The organism is Endozoicomonas sp. 2B-B, from assembly GCF_053470045.1.
This window is the reverse complement of record NZ_JBLZMU010000001.1, coordinates 3,724,216-3,741,532: the sequence shown is the minus strand read 5'-3', so window position 1 is coordinate 3,741,532 and position 17,317 is coordinate 3,724,216. Positions and strand designations below refer to the sequence as shown.

Below are 17,317 nucleotides of genomic sequence, written 5' to 3'. Positions count from 1 at the left end.
GCAAAGACGTCCAATATTGATTCAGGTAGTTAGAATCGGATTTAGAGGGAAAGTTCATGACATGTTGTTTAGTTCAACTAACAAAAACAGGACTCTGATTCCGGACAATGGTTAATAATTTCTATCTTTCAACACAGGCAGAATGGCGTCACTCACTGACCACCCTTGTTGAGTAAGAAAAATCACATGGTTATACAGACACGCTGAAAAAGGGTTGGGGCAGCAGGCAATAAGTTACTCCTCTGTAGTTCAGTGATTATCACCCTGTTGCCACCAGCAGTCACCACGTGGCTGCCATCGTCGCTAAAGCTGGCTGATTTAAGCCAGTATCTGTGGGAAATACAGGCTTTTTCTACCCATGACCCATCGGACAGCTGGCCAATGATTTTCGCCGTGAAATCATCACTGGCGGTCACCAAATGGCGGCCATCAGGGCTGAAGGCCGCTGACCTGACACGATCCTTATGGTGAAAGATGGTTTTTTCTACCCATGATCCACTGTTTTTCCGGCCGTAGATTTTCACTCTGCAATCACTGCCGGTGGTCACCAGATGACGGCAGTCGGGGCTGAAGCTCGCTGATGTAACCCGGTCTCTATGGGAAATGCAGGCTTTTTCTACCCATGAGCCATCAGGATTCTGACTAATGATTTTTGCCGTCCAATCGTCGCTGGCGGTCACCAGATGGCGGCCATCAGGGCTGAAGGTGGCTGAATTGACAGGTAGTTGATGATAAAAAATGAAGGCGTTTTTTTCCCATGATCCATCGGTATTCTGGCGATGGATTTTTGCCGTCTTATCCCGACTGGCGGTGACCAGAAGGTGGCCATCGGGGCTGAAGTTACCTGAGGAAACCGCATCATTATGGGAAAATGTGGCTGTCAATTGCCATGATCCATCGTCCTTTCGGCTAAGGAGTTGCGCCGTTCCATCCGAACTGTTGGTTATTACATGGCGATCATCGGTGCTAAAGCTGGCTGATATAACCGGGATATCGTGGGAAAAGCAGGCTTTTTCTGACCATGACCCATCGCACCCCAAACGGTATATTTTTGCTGTACCATCCCGACTGGCGGTCAACACACGCTCCCCATCGTGGCTGAAAATAGCTGAGTTGACCCGGCTTTGATGGGGAATGATGGTATTTGTTTGCCATGATCCATCAGCCATGTGGCGGTAGATTTTTGCTGTATTGTCAAGACTGATGGTTAACAGATGGCGGCCATCGACACTGAGGGCGGCTGAGTTGACAGATTTATTTTCGTAAATGGTGTCTTTTCTCATCCAATTAAATATTTTATATCCGGACATCAGCCTGGCTCTGGTGAAATATAACTGAGCAGGCACAAAAGCCCTGGCCGGGTTGAGGTTTGTGAGTGACTTCAACAACGCCTGATTATTCGTGAACGACTTTAACCAATTACGGAGTTGAGAAGCATCTTTTGTTTTGATAGCTGCCCTTAGTTGATACTGCTGTGCTGAAGGAAACCGACGGTACCAGGCTTTTGCCAGAGCGTTATCCTGTTTGACAGCCTTGCGAAGAAAGGTACAGGTAAGTTCTACGCTGCGGATATCTCTAAGCTCCAAATAGGAAAAAATCATGGAAAGTGATAATGAGGATATAGCCTGTAATGAAGGTTTATCCTTTATTTTCTGGTCAGGTATCCTGACGCTCCTGTCTGCATGGGTACCCTCTGGTTTTTGCAAATGAGCTCGCTTAGGTGGCAAGAGTAAAGCTTGAGTTCTGGCGTTATTATCTGTTCCATTCATATTTTTTTCTCTGAAAGCAGGTAGCTATCCTCAATGAGCAACGATGTTCAATATTCATCCAGCTGCTTAGAGTTGGTTTTAGAATGAAAGTTCATGACATCTGGTGAAGTGCAGCTAATCCCGTCATTCCCGGCTTCATTCTCGTCATTCCCGGCTTCATTCTCGTCATTTCCGGCTTCATTCTCGTCATTCCCGGCTTCATTCTCGTCATTCCCGCGAAAGCGGGAATCCACACTGACTCACCACCAGAACCATACTGCCCGGTGCCCCCCTGGCCTTGTCATCCCCGAGAAGGCAGAGATCCACTGTTGGCGCTGGATTCCCGCCTTCGCGGGAATGACGACTTCAGAGCGTGAGAACGAGCTGTTGAAGTTTTGCGACACCCTCTTGAGTAAGAAAAATCACAAGATGGTACAGATACGCTGAAGAAGGGGTGGGGCAGCAGGCAATAAATTACTCCACTGTAGTTCAGTGATTATCACTGTGTCGTCACCAACGGTCACCACATGGCTGCCATCGTCGCTAAAGCTGGCTGATTTAAGCCAGTATCTGTGGAAAATACAGGCTTTTTCTACCCATGACCCATCGCGCTGCAGGCCAATGATTTTCGCTGTGCCATCATCACTGGCGGTCACCAAATGGCGGCTATCAGGGCTGAAGGCCGCTGACCTGACACTCTCCTCATGGTAAAAGATGGCTTTTTCTGCCCATGATCTATTGTCTCGCTGGCAGTAGATTTTCACTCTGCAATCAGCGCCGGAGGTCACCAAATGACGACAGTCGGGGCTGAAGGTGGCTGAAAGTACCTGTTTATCATGGGAAATGCAGGCTATTTCTAACCATGAGTCATCGGGCTGCTGACTAATGATTTTCGCTGTGCCATCGTTGCTGGCGGTCACCAGATCGCGGCCATCAGGGCTGAAGGTGGCTGACATGACACGATTCTGATGGTAAAAAGTGAAGACTGCTTCTTCCCATGATCCATCAGCTTTCTGGCGATGGATTTTCGCTGTATTATCCCAACTGGCGGTGACCACATGGTGGCCATCGGGGCTGAAGTTACCTGAGTAAACCGCACCATCATTATGGGAAAATGTGGCTGTCAATTGCCATGATCCATCGTCCTTCCGGCTATGGATTTGCGCCGTTCCATCCAAACTGTTGGTTATCACACGGCGGCCATCGGCGCTAAAGCTGGCTGTCAGAACCGAGTTATCATGGGAAATGCAGGCTTTTTCTAACCATGACCCATCGCACCCTAAACGGTATATTTTCGCTGTGTCATCCTCACTGGCGGTTAACACTTGCTCCCCATCGGGGCTGAAAATAGCAGAGTTGAGCTGGTCTTGATGGGGAATGATGGTGTTTGTTTCCCATGATCCATCAGCCGTGCGGCGGTAGATTTTTGCTGTATAATCGAGACTCGCGATTAACAGATGGCGACCATCGACACTGAGGGCAGCTGAGCTGACAGATTTATTTTCGTGAATGGTGTCTTTTCTCACCAAATTAAATATTTTACATTCGGACATCAGCCTGGCTCTGGTGAAATATAACTGAGCAGGCACACTAACCCCCACCGGGTTGAGGTCTGTGAGTGACTTCAACAACGCCTGATCATTGGTGAATGACTCTAACCAATCGCGAAGTTGACTAGCATCTTTTGTTTTGATGGCTGTCCTTAGTTGATACTGCTGTGCTGAAGGAAACCGGCGATACCAGGCTTTTGCCAGAGCGTTATCTTCTTTGACAGCCTTGCGAAGGTAGGTACAGGTAAGTTCTATGCTGCGGATATCTCTAAACTCCAAATAGGAAAAAATCACAGAAAGTGGTATTGAAGATAAAACCTGCAATGAAGGTTTTTCCTCTATTTTCTGGTCAGGTACCTTGATGCTCCTATCTGCATGGTTACCCTCTGGCGATTGCAAATGAACTTGCTCAGGTGGCGAGAGTGAAATTACAATTCTGGAGTTATTATCTGTTTCATTCATATTTTTTTCTCTTAAAGCAGGTGGCTAACCTCGATGAGCAACGACGTTCAGTATTGATTCAGCTGCTTAGAGTCGGTTTTAGAATGAAAGTTCATGAAATCTTGTCAGGCCGAATCGTGTTACTCACTGACCACCCCTGTTGAGTAAGAAAAATCACAAGATGGTACAGATACGCTGAAGAAGGGGTGGGGCAGCAGGCAATAAATCACTCCACTGTAGTTCAGTGATTATCACCTTGTCGTCACCAGCGGTCACCACATGACTGCCATCGTCGCTAAAACTGGCTGACATAATCCGGTATCTATGGGAAATGCGGGCTTTTTCTAACCATGACCCATCGCGCTGCAGACCAATGATTTTCGCTGTGCCATCATTACTGGCGGTCACCAAATGGCGGCCATCAGGGCTGAAGGCCGCTGAGCTGACAGGATCATCATGTTTAAAGGTGGCTTTTATTACCCATGATCCATTGTTTTTTTGGCGATGGATTTTCACTGTCTTATCCCAACTGGTGGTGACCACATGGTGGTTATCGGGGCTGAAGGTGGCTGATAGAACCGTGTTATCATGGGAAATACAGGTTATTTCTAACCATGAGCCATCGGGCTGCTGACTAATGATTTTCGCCGTGCCATCTTCGCTGGCAGTCACCAGGTGGCGGCCATCAGGGCTGAAGGTGGCTGACCTGACACGATTCTGATGGTTAAAAGTGAAGGCTGCTTCTTCCCATGATCCATCGGTTTTCTGGCGATGGATTTTCACTGTTTTGTCCCAACTGGCGGTGGCTACATTGTGGCCATCGGGGCTCAAGTTGCCTGAGTAAACAGCTTCATTATGGAAAAATGTGGCCGTCAATTGCCATGATCCATCGTCCATCCGGCTATGGATTTGCGCCGTTCTGTCCGAACTGTTGGTTATCACATGGCGGCCATTGCTGCTAAAGCTGGCTGCCAGAACCGAGTCATTATGGAAAATGCAGGCTTTTTCTGACCATGATCCATCGCCCCCCAAACGGTATATTTTCGCTGTGCCATCCCAACTGGCGGTTAACACATGCTCCTCATCGGGGCTGAAAATAGCTGAGCTGACCCTTCTTCCATGGGGAATGATGGTGTTTGTTTCCCATGATCCATCAGCCGTGCGGCGGTAGATTTTTGCTGCATATTCGAAATTGGCGATTAACAGATGGCGGCCATCGACACTGAGGGCGGCTGTGTCGACAGATTCATCTACGTGAATGGTATCTTTTCTCACCAAATTAAATATTTTATATTCGGACATCAGCCTGGCTTTGGTGAAATATAACTGAGCAGGCACACAAGCCCCCACCGGGTTGAGGTCTGTGAGTGACTTCAACAATGTCTGATTATTCGTGAACGACTTTAACCAATCACGGAGTTGAGTAGCATCTTTTGTTTTGATGGCTGCCCTTAGTTGATACTGCTGTGCTGAAGGAAACCGACGGTACCAGGCTTTTGCCAGAGCCTTATCCTCTTTGACAGCCTCGTGAAGAAAGGTACAGGTACGTTCTATGCTGCGGATATCCCTAAGCTCCAAATAGGAAAAAATCATGGAAAGTGATAATGGGGATAAAAACTGCAATGAAGGTTTATCCTTTCTTTTCTGGTCAGGTACCCTGACCCTCCTGTCTGCATGGTTACCCTCTGGTGTTTGCAATTGAGCTCGCTTGGGAGGCGAGTGTGAAACTTCAATTCTGGGGTTATTGTCTATTCCATTCATATTTTTTTCTCTGAAAGCAGGTACGTATCCTCAATGAGCAGCGACGTTTAATATTGATCCAGCGGTTTAGAATCGGTTTTAGAATGAAAGTTCATGACAGGTTGTTAAGTGCAGCTAACAAAATTTATTTTTTTCAACACAGGCCGTATGGTGTCACTCATTGACCACCCGTGTTGAGTAAGAAAAATCACAAGATTGTACAGATACGCTGAAGAAGGGGTGGGGCAGCAGGCAATAAATCACTCCACTGTAGTTCAGTGATTATCGCCGTGTTGTCACCAGCGGTCACCACATGACTGCCATCGTCGCTAAAACAGGCTGATATAACCCAGTATCCATGGGAAATGCAGGCTTTTTCTAACCATGAGCCATCGAGCTGCAGACCAATGATTTTCGCTGTGCCATCATCACTGGCGGTCACCAAATGGCGGCCATCAGGGCTGAAGGTCGCTGAGGTGACAGGATCCTCATGTTTAAAGATGGCTTTTTCTACCCATTTTCCATTATTTTTCTGGCCGTAGATTTTCACTTTGCAATCACTGCAGGTCACTAAATGACGGCAGTCGGGGCTGAAGCTGGCTAATAGAACCTTGTTATCATGGGAAAAGCAGGCTATTTCTAACCATGAGCCATCGGGCTGCTGGCTGATGATTTTTGCTGTGCCATCGTCACTGGCGGTCACCAGATGGCGGCCATCAGGGCTGAAGGCGGCTGAACTGACTCGATCCTGATGGTAAAAAGTGAAGACTGCTTCTTCCCATGATCCATCGGTCTTCTGGCGATGGATTTTCGCTGTCATGTCCCAACTGGCGGTGACCAGATGGTGGCCATCGGGGCTCAGGTTACCTGAGTAAACAGCATCATCATGGAAAAATGTGGCTGTCAATTGCCATGATCCATCGTCCTTCCGGCTATGGATTTGCGACGTTTTATCCGAACTGTTAGTTATCACATGGCGGCCATTGGCGCTAAAGCTGGCTTTTATAACCGAGCCATTATGGAAAATGCAGGCTTTTTCTGACCATGACCCATCGCACCCCAGACGGTATATTTTTGCTGTGTCATCCCAACTGGCCGTTAACACTTGCTCCCCATCGGGGCTGAAAATAGCTGTGCGGATCCTTCTTCCATGGGGAATGATGGTGTTTGTTTCCCATGATCCATCAGCCATGCGGCGGTAGATTTTTGCTGCATAATCGCGGTTGGCGATTAACAGATGGCGGCCATCGACACTGAGGACGGCTGAGTCGACTGAGTCATTTTCGTAAATGGTGTCTTTTCTCACCAAATTAAATATTTTATATTCGGACATCAGCCTGGCTCTGGTGAAATATAGCTGAGCAGGCACAGAAACCCCCACCGGGTTGAGGTCTGTGAGTGACTTCAACAATGCCTGATTATTCGTGAACGACTCTAACCACTCACGGAGTTGAGTAGCATCTTTTGTTTTGATGGCTGCCCTTAGTTGATACTGATGTGCTGAAGGAAACCGACGATACCAGGCTTTTGCCAGAGCCTTATCTTCTTTGACAGCCTCGTGAAGAAAGGTACAGGTACGTTCTATGCTGCGGATATCCCTAAGCTCCAAATAGGAAAAAATCATGGAAAGTGGTAATTCGGTTAAAGCCTGCAATGAAGGTTTATCCTTTATTTTCTGGTCAGGTACCCTGACTCTCCTGTCTGCATGGTTACCATCTGGTGTTTGCAAATGAGCTCGTTTAGGAGGCGAGTGTGAAACTTCAATTCTGGGGTTATTGTCTATTCCATTCATATTTTTTTCTCTGAAAGCAGGTACGTATCCTCAATGATCAACGACGTTCAATGTTGATCCAGCTAGTTAGATTCGGATTTAGCATGAAAGTTCATGACAGGATGTTAAGTGCAACCAATAAGGCTGTTTCTTTCAACAGGGGCAGAGTGGCGTCACTCACTGACCACCCCTGTTGAGTAAGAAAAATCACAAAATGATACAGCTACTCATAGAAAGGGGGGGGGCAGCAGGCAATAAATCACTCCTTCGTAGTTCAGTGATTTTCACCGAATAGTCGTTGGCAACGGTTAACACATAGCGGCCATCAGTGCTGAACGAGGCTGAGATAATCCAGTCATTATTACGGGGAATGCCGGTATTGTGGGAAATGCTGACTTTTTCTAACCATGACCCGTCGGCATTCTTGCCAATGATTTTCGCCGTTCCGTCCCTGCTGGCAGTTACCACATGACAGCCATCAGGGCCGAAGGCGGCTGATAAGACTTCCCGCTTATGAACAATGTTGGCTTCTGGCTGCCATGATCCATCGGCTTTCCGACCATAGATTTTTACCGTCTTATCATCACTGGCAGTCACTACATAGCGGCTATCAGGGCTAAAGTTGGCTGAGTTGACACAGGCAGAATGACAAATGGTCTCTTCTGGTTCCCAAGATTTATCGGCTTTCTGACCACAGATTTTCGCCGTGCCATCCTTACTGGCGGTCGCCACATGGCGGCCATCGGGGCTGAAGGTGGCTGATACGACCCAGCCATCATGATCAATACTGGCTTCTTCTAAACGTGATCCATCATCTCTGAAGCCACAGATTTCCGCAGTATAATATTCACTGTCGGTCACTATATTGCGAGCATCGGGGCTGAAGTTGGCAAATCTGATCGAACCATATTGAGGGATAGTGGCTATGCTTTCCCATGATCCGTCGTCCCTGAGGCTGTAGACTTTTGCCTTTAGATCGGAACTGGCGGTCACCACATGGCGGCCATCGGGACTGAAGGCGGCATAGTTGACAGAGTCTCTATGGGAAATGCTGGCTACTGGTTCCCAGGACCCATCGGCCTTATGGCAGTAGATTTTCGCCTTGCCATCGCAACTTGCGGTCACCACATGCTGACCATCGGGGCTGAAGGTGGCCGATTCGACAGGTCCCCTGTGTCGAATGACGGTATTTTCTGCCCATGCTCCATCAGTCTTATGAACGTAAATTCTCGCATTGTCATCGTCGCTGGCGGTGATCAGGTGGCGCCCATCGACACTGAGGCTGGCTGAGTTTACGTATTCATTTTCGGTGATAGTTGATGTTGTAATTAATTTAAATGTTTTACATTCAGACATCAGTTTAGCCTTGGTGAAAAAAAACAGAGCAGGTGCATAAACCGCCTTCGGGTTGAGGTCTGTAAGTGAATTCACTAACACCTGATCATTCGTAAATGACTCCAACCAACCACGGAGTTGCTCCTTGTTTTTTGTATTGATGGCTGTCCTTAGTTGATACTGGTGTAATGAAGGGAACCGTCGATACCAGGCTTTTGCCAGAGCATTATCTTGTTTGATACCATCGCGAAGGCGGCTACATACCCGTTCCAGACTGACAATATCTCGAAGTTTCAAATAGCGGAAAATCATGGGACTTGATAATACAGAAAAATACTGAAACGAAGGGCTATCCTTTTCTTCCTCATAAGCTTTAGCGACGGATCTACCCGCACTGATACAAAATAATGTGCTCCCCAAATGAGTTTGTCTGGTTGGTGGCGGCTCTGATTCTGCAATGCTGGCGTTATTATCTATTCCTTGCATGCCTTGCTCTTCCCAAGTGGTTATCTGGCTTCGATCAATACGGGCAGTCAACATTGATGAAAGTTCATGAAATGTTGTGAAGTACAGCTGACAAGTTTTGTTTCTTTCAACAGGGGCAGAATGGCGTCAGTCACTGACCACCCCCGTTGAGTAAGAAAAATCACACGATTGTACAGCTACGCTGAGAAAGGGGTGGGGCAGGCAATAAATCACTCCGCTTTAGTTCAGTGATTTTCACCATGTGGCCGCCAGCGGTCAGCACATGACTGCCATCGTCGCTAATGCTGGCTGATAGAACATAGCCATCATGGGAAATGCAGGCTTTTTCTACCCATGACCCATCGGGCAGCAGACCCATGATTTTCGCCGTGCCATCATCACTGGCGGTCACGAAATGGAGGCCATCAAGGCTGAAGGCGGCTGACCTGGCGCGATCCTTATGGTGAATGATGGCTTTTTTTAGCAATGATCCATTGTCTTTCCGGGCGTAGATGTTCACTGTGCCATCATAGCCGACAGTCACCAAATGACGGCAGTCGGGACTGAAGGTGGCTGATTCGACAATACCATCATGGAGTAGTATGGCGGTTAATTCCCATGAACCATTGTCTTTGCGGCTATGGATTTTTGCAGTGCAATCACTACTGGTGGTCACGAGATGGCGGTTATCAGGGCTGAAGGTGGCCGATAAGACACTACTCTCATGGTCAATGATGGCTTCTTCTTCCCATGATCCATCGGTCTTCCGGGCAAGGATTTTCGCCGTACTATCCCAACTGGCGGTGACTGCATAGCGGCTATCAGGGCTGAAGCTGGCCGATTCGACACCATCATTATGGGAAAATGTGGCTGTCAATTGCCATGATCCATCGTCTATCTGGCTATGGATTTGCACCTTTCCATCCGAACTGTTGGTTATCACATGTTGGCTATCGGCGCTAAAGTTGGCTGATAGAACCGGGGCATCATGGGAAATGATGGCTTTTGGTTGCCATGATTCATCCAGTTTCCATGCTTCTTCGTACCCCAAACTATATATTTTCGCTGTGCCATCCCGGCTGGCGGTCAACACATGCTTCCCGTCGAGGCTGAAAATAGCTGAGTAGACAAAGCTTTTATGGGAAATGGTGGTTACTTTTTCCCATGATCCATCAGTCATGTGGCGGTAAATTTTTGCCTTATTGGCGTAATTGACAGCAAGCAGATAGCGACCGTCAGAACTGATCGCGGCTGAGGCGATACGTTTTTTTCCTTGAATGGTGGCTTTTGTCAGCAAATTAAATGTTTTACATTCGGACATCAGCCTGGTTTTGGTGTAATATAACCGGGCAGGGAAACAACTATCCTCGCGATTGAGATTTGTGAGTGACTCTACCAACGCCTGGTCATTCGAGAACGACTCTAACCAATCACGGAGTTGATTATCGTCTTTTGTTTTGATGGCAGTGCTTAGTTGACACTGTTGTGCTGGAGAGAACCGACGATACCAGTCTTTTGCCAGAGCGTTATAATCCATGACAGTCTCGGGAAGGGGGGTGCAAACCGGTTCTGAACTGAGGATATCCCGAGGCTCCAAATCGTGAAAAGTCATGGCAGATGATGACGGGGATATAACTGATAATGAAGGTTTTTCCTTTTCTTCCATACCAGATACTGTGATGCTCCTTCCTGCCCTTGTAACCGCTGATGTTTCCAATCGAGCTCGTTTGGGTAGTGGCGAGAGAGGGCCTTGAACGATGGAGCTATTGTCTATTTTATTCATGTTTTGTTCCTTGAAAGTGAGTATTTCATCCTTGATAAGCAAGGGGCGCTATAGTCGATACTTGGATTTAGATTCGATTTTTGCTCGGAAGTTCATAACAGGTTGATAAGTAAAACCAACAAAATTTTATTATCTGACACTGGCAGAATGGCTTATTTCCAGGATGGTGCGTAACTTGAGTTATTTAAATCAGCTCATTTTTTGTATTTTCGAAGGTGTGGCTCCGTCGGTCGAGGTGTTAGTGAACGGACTATTTGATGATTGCTTTGTATTCCCACTATTTGTCGGGAAAGCACCGGTTGTTGAAACAACATCGGACAGAAATTCGACAATTTTATGAGCACCTTTTTTTCTTGCATAATCTAATGGACTATCACCTTCAGTTGTCAACTGGTCAAGAGTGAAGTCAGATCGTTTTAATAGTAATTGGATGAAACTTAGTGAATCAGACTCAATAGCTGCCATCAGTACAGTCTTTTTGCAGTCTTTTTTCTGAAGAAGTGTTTTTCTATTGCTGATCGCCTCTTCAACTTTTTTACGTGCTTTATCATTATTGTGAGAAGTTTTATTGTACTCGCCAATTAATGCCACAATGTCATCTCCGTGAAATTCAACCCCCACTCTTGTATCTTTCAGATTATCTGCCAATGTCTCTATATCATAAAATTGCTGCTCGTTTAGCTTCCTCTTTATAAAGCTACGTACTGTGATATCGTATTTAATGGGCTGGTCAATATTCGCACCCAGATTGATTAGTTTGTTAATAATCTCAAGGCTTGTTGAATCAATCTTTATCTGCAAGGCAATATGGCCTAATGCAGTCTTACCCTCAGAGTCTTTAGCATCAACGCAGAGTTTATGAGAATCTAATAGTGACTGAATTATCTCAGTAAAATCACTATTGGCATTCCTGTCTTTGCTTTTTTTGTAACAGTCAATAGCTACTTGGAGCGGTGTTATTCCTTTGAGGCCGGGAGCATTGATATCTTCTTTTTCTATTAATATCTTGACAACCTTCACGGCAGCATTCTGGATAGCATAAATAAGCGGAGTTTCATTGTTGACTTTTAAATTATTAATACCCAGGCGATTTATCATTATTTTCATGAGATCTGATGAGTTGGCTTGGATAATCGACATTAATAATCTTTCTTTGTAGTTATCTTTCAGATCACTAGCTTTGAGTGACAGCATCTCTTTTCTTATTATTTCATAAGCTTCGAATCGATCCATGCTGGTAAGTGTGTTTAGTTTGGCAATCGATGGTATCAACGGAAACCGGCCATTTCTGAAGTCTTCCAGATTGTCTGCCAATGCCTCTATATCATAAAATTGCTCCTTATTTAGCCTCCCCTTTATAAAGTTACGTACTGTTATATCGCGTATAATGGGCTGATCAATATTGGCACCCAGATTGATTAGTTTGTTAATAATCTCAAGGCTTGTTGAATCAATTATTGTCTGAAGGGCAGTATGGCATAATGCGGTCATACCCTCAGAGTCCTTAGCATCAACGCAGAGTTCATGACAATCTAATATGAACTGAATTATCCTAGTAAAATCACTGATAGAATTACGATCGGTAATCATATCTTTCCTTTTCTTGTAACAGTCAATAGCTACTTGGAGTGGTGTTTTTCCTTCGAGGCCGGGAGCATTGATATCTTGTATTTCTATTAATATCCTGACAACGTCCACGGCAGCATTCTGGATAGCATAAATAAGCGGTGTTTCATTGTTGACTTTTAAATTATTAATACCCAGGCGATTTATCATTATTTTCAGCATATCTGATGAGTCGGTTTGGATAATCGACATTAATAATCTTTCTTTGTGGTTATCTTTCAGGTCACTAGCCTTGAGTGCCAGCATCTCTTTTTTTATTTTTTCACGAGCTTTGAGTTCATACCAGTTGGAAATTTTGTTTATGTTGGCGATCGATTCTATCAAAGAGTCAATAGTTAATTCATGGCTAATAGCCTTCTGACTTCTGGAGTTCTCTGTTTTCTCGACATCCCATAAATTTTTTATGTGATCGATAATACGGAGTCCATTGCTTAAAATGCAGGAATATAAATCACTATTCTTACCAGAACATCTATCAGGATGAAAATATTTTGTTAACGTTTTAATAATGTACTCTACATTTGAATTGTCTGAATTTTGATCAATCTTCAATATGTTGGCTAACAGAAACTTGAATATTGTTTTTTCGTTATCAGTTATTGTAACTCCGTTCTCAACTTTATTTAGAATTGATTCTATGTAGTTACCGACACCTTTAAGTTCCCTTAAAGATTCTTTTAAATTAATCCTCTTTGACCTTTGTTGCTTATTGATCTCTTCTAGAGCGTCTTGTATTTCTATCGAATCAGCAATATTACTCTCTATCGTTCTGCAGAAAGTTTCGGCATGCCTGTTTAATCCATCAAAAAAATCAGAGGTTTGAGCAAGGGTGGGTAATATATGAATTAATTCGATAGTTCTTTCATTGACAGGTGTGTCATTCGGAAGTTTATTGGAAAATTTAAGGCTCTGCTGACTATAAATTTCCATAAGTCTAATTTTTAAAAAGCGTCCCACAGATCTGCTGTTGCCTGAATGAATCAGGCAGCCACCTGTGTTATGTTCGTCAAACAGAACCTTTGAAATCAAACCAAGCGCTTCCATGTTCATAGTTATGTACTTCCTTTCATTAATTTTTTGTAAATGGTTTTTAGACTTTATTATTGATTAGGTCATCCATTAGACTTTTACTTCTACTAAAAGTTCAATTAAGAGAATTTTGACTCGTGCCCACGGACCAGAGAGGCTGTCGCAAAACTCCAACAGCTCGTTCCCATGCTCTGAGTTCGTCATTCCCGCGAAGGCGGAAATCCAGCGCCAACGGTGGATCTCTGCCTTCTCGGGGATGACCAGGCCAGGGGGGCACCGGGCAGTACGGTTCTGGTGGAGAGTCAGTGTGGATTCCCGCCTTCGCGGGAATGGCGAGAATGAAATCGGGAATGACGAGAATGAAGCCGGGAATAACGGGAGTCAACTCCTGCCCAGGCTGGAGAGGGTTTTGCGACACCCTCTCCAGCCTGGGCAGGAGCCTTGTCACCTATAGTGACTGATTTCCAGGATGATGCGTACTTGAGTTAGTTAAATCAGCTCATTTTTTGTATTTTCGGAGGTGTGGCTCCGTCAGTGGAGGTGTTAGTGAATGGACTATTTGATGACTGCTTTGTATTCCCACTATTTGTTGGGAAAGTACCGGTTGTTGAAACAACATCGGACAGAAATTCGACAATTGTATGAGCACCTTTTTTTCTTGCATAATCTAATGGACTATCACCTTCAGTTGTTAGCTGGTCAAGAGTGAAATCAGATCGTTTTAATAGTAATTGAATGAAACTTAGTGCGTTAGACTCAATAGCTGCCATCAGTACAGTTTTTTTGCAGTCTTTTTTCTGAAGAAGTGTTTTTCTATTGCTGATCGCCTCTTCAACTTTTTTACGTGCTTTATCATTATTGTGAGAAGTTTTATTGTACTCGTCAATTAATGCCACAATGTCATCTCCGTGAAATTCAACTCCCACTCTTAAATCTTTCAGATTATCTGCCAATGTCTCAATATCATAAAATTGCTGCTTGCTTAGCCTCGACTTTATAAAGCTACGTACTGTTATATCGTGCACAATGGGCTGATCAATATTGGCACCCAGATTGACTAGTTTGTTAATAATATCAAGGCTTGTTGAATCAATTTCTTCCTGAAAGGCAATATGGCTTAATGCGGTCTTACCCTCAGAGTCCTTAGTATCAACGCAGAGTTTATGAGACTCTAATAGGGACTGAATTATCACAGTATAATCACTATTGGTATTCCCATCTTTACTTTGCTTGTAACAGTCAATGGCTATTTGTAGCGGTGTTTTTCCTTTGAGGCCGGGAGCATTGATATCTTCTTTCTCTATTAATAGTTTGACAACCTTCACAGCAGCATGCTGAATAGCATAAATAAGCTGTGTTTCATTGTTGACTTTTAAATTATTAATACTCAGGTGGTTTATCATTATTTTCATCAGCTCTGATGTGTCGGTTTTGATAACCGACATTAATAATCTTTCTTTGTCGTCACCTTTCAGATCACTAGCCTTGAGTGCCAGCATCTCTTTTTCTATTTTTTTACAAGCTTTGAATCGATCCATGTTAGTAAGCGTGTTTAGTTTGGCAATCGATGCTATCAACGGCAACCGGCCATTTCTTAAGTCTTCCAGACTGTCTGCCAATATCTCAAGATCATAAAATTGCTTCTCGTTTAGCCTGTCCTTTATAAAGCTACGTAATGTTATATCGTGAAGAATGGGATGATCAATATTGGCACCCAGATTGACTAATTTGTTAATAATCTCAAGGCTTGTTGAATCAATATTTATCTGCGAGACAATATGGCATAATGCGGTAAAACCCTTAGAGTCCTTAGCATCAACGCAGAGTTTATGAGACTCTAATAGGGACTGAATTATCTCAGTAAGATCACCATTGGTATCCTTATCTTTCCTTTTCTTGTAACAGTCAATAGCTACTTGAAGCGGTGTTTTTCCTTCGAGGCCGGGAGCATTGACATCTTCTTTTTCTATTATTAGCTTGACAACCTTCACGGCAGTATTCTGAATAGCATAAATAAGCGGTGTTTCATTGTTGACTTTTAAATTATTAATACTCAGGCGATTTATCATTATTTCCATCAGCTCTGATGTGTCGGTTTGGATAACCGACTTTAATAATCTTGCTTTGTCGTTATCATTCAGATCACTAGCCTTGAGTGCCAGCATCTCTTTTCTTATTTTTTCATAAGCTTTGGATCGATCCATGTCGGTAAGTGTGTTTAGTTTCGCAATCGATGATATCAAAGGAAACCCGGCATTTCTTAGGTCTTTCAGACTATCTGCCAATGTCTCTATATCATGAAATTTCTTCTTCGTTAGCTCCCTCTTTAAAAAGCTACGTACTGTTAGATCGTGCATAATGGGCTGATCAATATTGGCACCCAGATTGATTAGTTTTTTAATAATTTCAAGGCTGAGGCTGTCTGAACCAACGTTTTCCTGAAAGGCAATATGGCATAATGCAGTCTTACCCTCAGAGTCCTTAGCATCAACGCAGACTTTATGACAATCTAATATGGAATGAACTATCCTAGCTGAATTACCAGGGCAAAAGTTATCTTTCTTTATCTTGTAACAGTCAATGGCTATTTGGAGCGGTGTTTTTCCTTCGAGGCCGGGAGCATTGATATCTTCTTTTTCTATTAATATCTTGATAACCTCAACAGCAGTATTCTGGATAGCATAAATAAGCGGTTTTTCATTGTTGACTTTTAAATTATTAATACCCAGGTGATTTATCATTGTTTTCAATATCGATGGAGAGTCGACTTGGATAATCGACATTAATAATCTTACTTTGTCGTTATCTTTCAGATCATTAGCCTTGAGTGCCAGCATCTCTTTTCTTATTTTTTCAAAAGTTTTGAGTCGATAGCAGTTGTCAATTTTTTTTAGGTTGGCAATCGATTCTATTAAAGAGTCAATAGTTGATTCATGGCTAATACCCTTCTGACTTCTGGAATTCACTGTTTTTTCAACATCCCATAAAATTTTTATGTGATCGATAATACGGAGTCCATTGCTTAAAATGCAGGAATATAAATCACTATTCTTACCAGAACATCTATCAGGATGAAAATATTTTATCAGAGTTTTGATGATGTGCTCTAAATTTGAAATGTCTGTGTTTTGATCAATCTTCAGTATGTTGGCTAACAGAAACTTGAATATTGTTTTTTCGTTATCGGTTATTGTAACTCCGTTCTCAACTTTATTTAGAATTGTTTCCATGAAGTTTCCGACACCTTTAAGTTCCCTTAAAGATTCTTTTAAATCGATCCTCTTCGATCTATGTTGCTTGTTGAGCTCTTCTAGAGCGTCTTGTATTTCTATTGAATCAGCAATATTACTCTCTATCGTTCTGCAGAAATTTTCGGCATGCCTGTTTAATCTATCAAAAAAATCAGAGGTTTGAGCAAGGGTGGGCAATATATGAATGAATTCAACAGTTCTTTCATCGATAGGTGTGTCATTCGGAAATTTATTGGAAGATTTAAGGCTCTGCTGATTATAAACTTCCATAAGTTTAATTTTTAAATCGGGTCCCACAGATGTGCCATTGCCTGAATGCATCAGGTAGCCACCTCTGTCATGTACGTCAAACAGGACCTTTGAAATATAACCAATCGCTTCCATGTTCATAGTTATGTACTCCCTTACATTAACTTTTTGTAAATAGCTTTTAGACTTTATTATTGATCAGGTTATTTATTTAGACTTCTGCTTGTACTAAAAGTTCAATTAAGAGAATTTTGACTCCTTCCCACGCTCCAGCGTAGAACCAGCCATAGCTAAATAATCAGAAGCACCCTGTTTTATTGCATCGAACT

The 17,317-nt window shown here is 43.7% G+C and carries 9 protein-coding genes; all 9 read right to left on the bottom strand.

Annotated elements, in window-relative coordinates:
• Positions 1-182: 182 nt before the first annotated feature.
• The gene (locus ACOMHB_RS14200; RefSeq protein WP_448217105.1) at positions 183-1,769 is read right to left on the bottom strand and encodes an F-box/WD repeat-containing protein; all 1,587 of its coding nucleotides are present in this window, start codon (positions 1,767-1,769) and stop codon (positions 183-185) included.
• Between the two features lie 47 nt (positions 1,770-1,816).
• Positions 1,817-2,002: a hypothetical protein gene (locus ACOMHB_RS14195; RefSeq protein ID WP_448217104.1), complete on the bottom strand. Its 186-nt coding sequence runs from the start codon at positions 2,000-2,002 to the stop codon at positions 1,817-1,819.
• Between the two features lie 168 nt (positions 2,003-2,170).
• Positions 2,171-3,760 (bottom strand): F-box/WD repeat-containing protein, encoded by a 1,590-nt coding sequence (locus tag ACOMHB_RS14190; RefSeq protein ID WP_448217103.1) that lies wholly within the window; start codon positions 3,758-3,760, stop codon positions 2,171-2,173.
• Between the two features lie 153 nt (positions 3,761-3,913).
• The gene (locus ACOMHB_RS14185) at positions 3,914-5,500 is read right to left on the bottom strand and encodes an F-box/WD repeat-containing protein (RefSeq protein ID WP_448217102.1); all 1,587 of its coding nucleotides are present in this window, start codon (positions 5,498-5,500) and stop codon (positions 3,914-3,916) included.
• A gap of 187 nt (positions 5,501-5,687) precedes the next feature.
• The gene (locus tag ACOMHB_RS14180; protein ID WP_448217101.1) at positions 5,688-7,271 is read right to left on the bottom strand and encodes an F-box/WD repeat-containing protein; all 1,584 of its coding nucleotides are present in this window, start codon (positions 7,269-7,271) and stop codon (positions 5,688-5,690) included.
• A 186-nt stretch (positions 7,272-7,457) separates the two neighbouring features.
• Entirely contained in the window at positions 7,458-9,125 is a 1,668-nt protein-coding gene (locus ACOMHB_RS14175; RefSeq protein WP_448217100.1) for an F-box/WD repeat-containing protein, read from the bottom strand.
• A gap of 106 nt (positions 9,126-9,231) precedes the next feature.
• Positions 9,232-10,833: a WD40 repeat domain-containing protein gene (locus ACOMHB_RS14170; RefSeq protein WP_448217099.1), complete on the bottom strand. Its 1,602-nt coding sequence runs from the start codon at positions 10,831-10,833 to the stop codon at positions 9,232-9,234.
• A gap of 189 nt (positions 10,834-11,022) precedes the next feature.
• Positions 11,023-13,509, bottom strand: a complete 2,487-nt coding sequence (locus tag ACOMHB_RS14165; protein ID WP_448217098.1) for an ankyrin repeat domain-containing protein — start codon at positions 13,507-13,509, stop codon at positions 11,023-11,025.
• Between the two features lie 473 nt (positions 13,510-13,982).
• Entirely contained in the window at positions 13,983-17,129 is a 3,147-nt protein-coding gene (locus ACOMHB_RS14160; RefSeq protein ID WP_448217097.1) for an ankyrin repeat domain-containing protein, read from the bottom strand.
• Positions 17,130-17,317: the final 188 nt, after the last annotated feature.